This window comes from Microcystis sp. M53603_WE2 (assembly GCF_030065435.1).
Genome location: NZ_JASJFF010000592.1, coordinates 1 through 3,987, shown reverse-complemented (window position 1 = coordinate 3,987; position 3,987 = coordinate 1). Strand labels below are relative to the sequence as shown.

Below are 3,987 nucleotides of genomic sequence, written 5' to 3'. Positions count from 1 at the left end.
CTTTTTTGAAATCCAAAAGTACCAGATATGGGAGTGATCAGGGGGAAATTCAGCTACTTTTTCCCTGAAAATTAGGTAATTGACCCCCTCAAAATCGGTAAAACCCCACACCCCACACCCTACACCCTACACCCTGCCCCTAGGAAAAACTTTTTCAGCAGACCCTAACTATTGAGTTAAAAACAGGCGATTTCAAGAGGAAGGGGGCAATTCTAAGGGAATAGCCCCGATTATTCCCTTACGAAAATCATTGAGTAACTGCATGGCTGCCCTTTCTTTATCTTCTTGATATTTGAGATTGGCCAATTTTTCGATAAAATCTTCCCCGGTCATGTCTAGAGTATTCAACCCATAACGAGATTCTAAAAGTCCTTCATACTGTAATTCTCTTAATAAATCGACAAAAGCCGCCGCTATCCTTTGGTTATCATAACCAGCATCGCCAATATCCTCACAGATAGCTAATTTCACCGCATCCCTTTGATTATCTAAACGGGAAGGAATCACCCCCGGCGCATCTAATAGTTCTAAGGTGTCGGAAATTCGTACCCATTGTAATTGTCGCGTTACTCCGGCCCTGCGGGCGCTGGCGACGACTTTTCGCCCTAATAAACGGTTAATCAGGGCAGATTTGCCCACATTGGGAAACCCGATCACCACAGCCCGCACTGGACGCGGTAACATTCCTCTTAGTTGACGTTTTTGGTTAATTTCATCGCCAATTTTTTCCGCCGCTTTGATAATTGCTTTAACTCTTTCTCCCTGTTTAGCGTTAGTAAAATAGACGGTTTTTCCTTGACTTTTAAACCATGTTACCCATTGTTGCTGGGCAGATTCGGGAATCATATCGAGACGATTTAAGATTAACAAGCGCGGTTTATTGCCAATCCAATCGTCCACCTGCGGATGATGGGAAGCTAAGGGAATGCGAGCATCGCGCACTTCTAAGACCACATCCACGAGTTTAAGATGTTCCTTGAGTTTTCTTTCCGCTTTGGCAATATGACCGGGATACCATTGAATTAACGACATGGGAGATGGGAGTATAAAATTAAATCTTATCAGGAATAGTCCCTAGATAGCTATAATTATCTGAGAAAAAGTTTAGTAATTTCACTGCAATTATAACAGGATTGTCGATGACTAATTTAAAAAAATGGCAAATTATTAAATCCGAGCTAGTTTTTCATAATCGTTGGTGTCAAGTCCGTCAAGACGCGGTGAAGTTATCCTCCGGACAAGTTATCGATGATTATTTCGTTAATATTCGTCCTGAAATTGTTTTAGTTGTTCCAGTTACTGGGGATAATCAATTGGTTTTTGTCCGTCAATATCGTCACGGAGTTAAGGAAATTTTATTGGAATTTCCTGCCGGAGCAGTAGATGCGGGTGAAGATGATATTACTGCGGCAGCGCGTCGGGAATTCGAGGAGGAAACCGGTTATCAAAGTGATTCTCTAATACCTCTGGCTGTTTTGTACGATAATCCCGTTAAAGATACTAACAGAATTCATATTTTTTTGGCTCTTAATGCTACTCCCACAGGTCAACAAAAGTTAGATATTACCGAGGAAATTGAAGTTATTCTTCGACCTTTACAGGAAATTAATCCACAGGAAATTACCGTCTCTGGTAGTTTAGCTGCTTTCTATCTAGCGAGGGATTTTTTAAAGCAAAATTAAGGAGTTATAGCAGTTATATTAATGGGGAGGTAGGAAGTTTTCGTTTATTCCCACTTCCCCACTTCCCGCTCTCCTACCTCTGCGCTTTTCTCTACTGTTTGAACGGGATTTGTATTACTTTAAGTTTTATTTTTTTTTCACTTGTCTATGAGTAATTTTTTGATGATTGCTGGCTTTATCCTATCAGCTTATGCGATTGTTGCCAACGATTCCCTACAAACTTTAGGGACTTTTTTAAGTGCCAATGAAGAACGTCCCTGGTGGATTTTATGGCTGTACACCAGTATAATCTTAGCCTCGATTTTTATCGCTGGTTGGTATATTAATCAGGGAGATGTGGCTTATAATCGACTAGAAATGATTCCCTTCCCAGAAACTTTTACTTGGATTTATATCGTTCCTCCCTTAGCAATTTTAATTCTCACCACTTGGGGAATACCTGTGAGTACAACCTTTTTGGTTTTAACAGTTTTTGCTCCCCAATCTCTAGATGAAATGTTAGTTAAATCCGCTTGGGGTTATGCTCTTGCTGTTATAGTGGGGTTAGTCATCTATCGAATTATTTATCGATTAGAAAACTTTTTCCTAGAAACAGTTAATAAAGAACCTCAAAAAATCTGGGTAGTTTTACAGTGGTTATCCACCGGGTTTCTCTGGAGTCAATGGTTAATGCAAGATTTTGCTAATATTTTCGCCTATCTTCCCAGAAAGTTAGCGGCAACATGGTTAGTTTTATCTCTAACAGTTATGCTACTCCTGCAAACCATCATTTTTATTAATCATGGTGGTCAAATCGAGAAAATTGTCACTAGCAAAACTAACGCCCATGATCCGCGTTCTGCAACAATTATTAACTTAATTTATGGCTTAATTTTACTCTTTTTTGTTGGCTATAATCATATTCCCATGAGTACCACTTGGGTATTTTTAGGTTTATTAGGAGGTCGAGAAATTTCTCTGACTTTAACCAGAGAAACCCCTAATTTAGCCGCCACGGGTAAATTGGTTTTAGGGGATGCCTTGAAAGCTTTTATCGGTATGATTGTTAGTGTTACTATCGCTCTTGCTTTACCTCTAATCGCTCAAAAACTTAACTATCTATAGGAAGTGGGGTGTGGGGTGTGGGGTGTGGGGTGTGGGGTGTGGGGAGATGTAAATTAAGAATAACAAGATTGGGGAGATAGGCGATCGATTGACGACCCGGAGTGATAAAGTTTTCTATTACTGATAATCTCGAAATTATCGTTCAACCAGATTAAAGATGCTTCTGTGACTAGACCTTCTTCAAGAGTGACTAGGGAAAAATTGCGAGATTTACCCGTATCGGAGTGGAGAATACGAGGGACACTGGCAGCATTCAGATAAACAGTTCCCATCTCGGAAGTGACCACGGGATTGCGTAAACGGGAAGTGGTATGACGGAGACGGTGGTGCATATGACCGAAACTGACCAGAGGAACCTGTTTTCCTAATAGCTGTGCTTGTTCGATGGCCGCTGCTAAATCGGGATCCCCGTGGTCCCCTCCCAAGGGTTGCCAATCGCGACCACAGATAGCTTCCGCTTCCTTTCCCAGTCCGGCCGGACCATTGTGACCTAAAAAAATCAGGTTATTATAGGCAGTATCTTGAATATTAGCGATAATTTTGGCAGTAGATTCGGCAAAACTGCTGATATTATAGCGTTCTTGAAAAAATTCTCCATTTTTCCACTCGGAACCTCCCCAAGTAAAGGGACGACCCCCAACAATCGAAAGCTGTAAACTGGGCAGGTCTAGTTTTGAGTAACCCACATGAGCAACCCCTAATAATTCTAACTGGGCGGTGACACGATCTTCTTGATTGCGATCGTAGGGACATTTTTTTCGTCCCCAGGAGGTGGCACTATACCAAGCGTCATGATTACCGAGAATAACGGCTTTTGGTAAGGACAAACTAGCAATCCGACCGACAATTTCTAGGGATTCATTGCCAAAATCGCCGACAAATAGGGCTAAATCCACTTGTAAAGCTTCTAGAGCTAAATTATCTTCTATTTCCCATTGGTCGTGAACGTCACCGATGACGGCGATTTTATAGGTGCGAGGGAAAGAACTTACCATTACCAGTTATCAACTATCATTTATCAGTAACGATCATAACTAGGATTGGCCGAATAAATAGGGTCTGCTGAAAAAGTTTGTTGGTGGGGGCAGGGTGTGGGGTGTGGGGTGTGGGGTGTGGGGTTTTACCGATTTTGAGGTAGTCAGTTACCTAATTTTCAGGGAAAAAGTACCTGAATTTTACCCCCGATCCCTCCAATGGTCGG

4 protein-coding genes are annotated in these 3,987 nt (G+C 41.6%); 2 read left to right on the top strand and 2 right to left on the bottom strand.

From position 1 onward, the window contains the following. Positions 1-192: 192 nt before the first annotated feature. Positions 193-1,032: a ribosome biogenesis GTPase YlqF gene (ylqF, locus tag PX481_RS12515; protein ID WP_004159443.1), complete on the bottom strand. Its 840-nt coding sequence runs from the start codon at positions 1,030-1,032 to the stop codon at positions 193-195. A gap of 107 nt (positions 1,033-1,139) precedes the next feature. Here ylqF and PX481_RS12510 point away from each other — a divergent pair, with 107 nt between their 5' ends. Continuing rightward, positions 1,140-1,682, top strand: a complete 543-nt coding sequence (locus PX481_RS12510) for an NUDIX hydrolase (RefSeq protein ID WP_002798619.1) — start codon at positions 1,140-1,142, stop codon at positions 1,680-1,682. A gap of 162 nt (positions 1,683-1,844) precedes the next feature. Beyond that, positions 1,845-2,786 (top strand): hypothetical protein, encoded by a 942-nt coding sequence (locus PX481_RS12505; protein ID WP_288094673.1) that lies wholly within the window; start codon positions 1,845-1,847, stop codon positions 2,784-2,786. Positions 2,787-2,839: 53 nt separating this feature from the next. Here the strand turns inward: PX481_RS12505 and PX481_RS12500 are convergent, their stop codons facing one another. After that, positions 2,840-3,781: a TIGR04168 family protein gene (locus PX481_RS12500; protein WP_004159447.1), complete on the bottom strand. Its 942-nt coding sequence runs from the start codon at positions 3,779-3,781 to the stop codon at positions 2,840-2,842. Between the last annotated feature and the right edge of the window lie 206 nt (positions 3,782-3,987).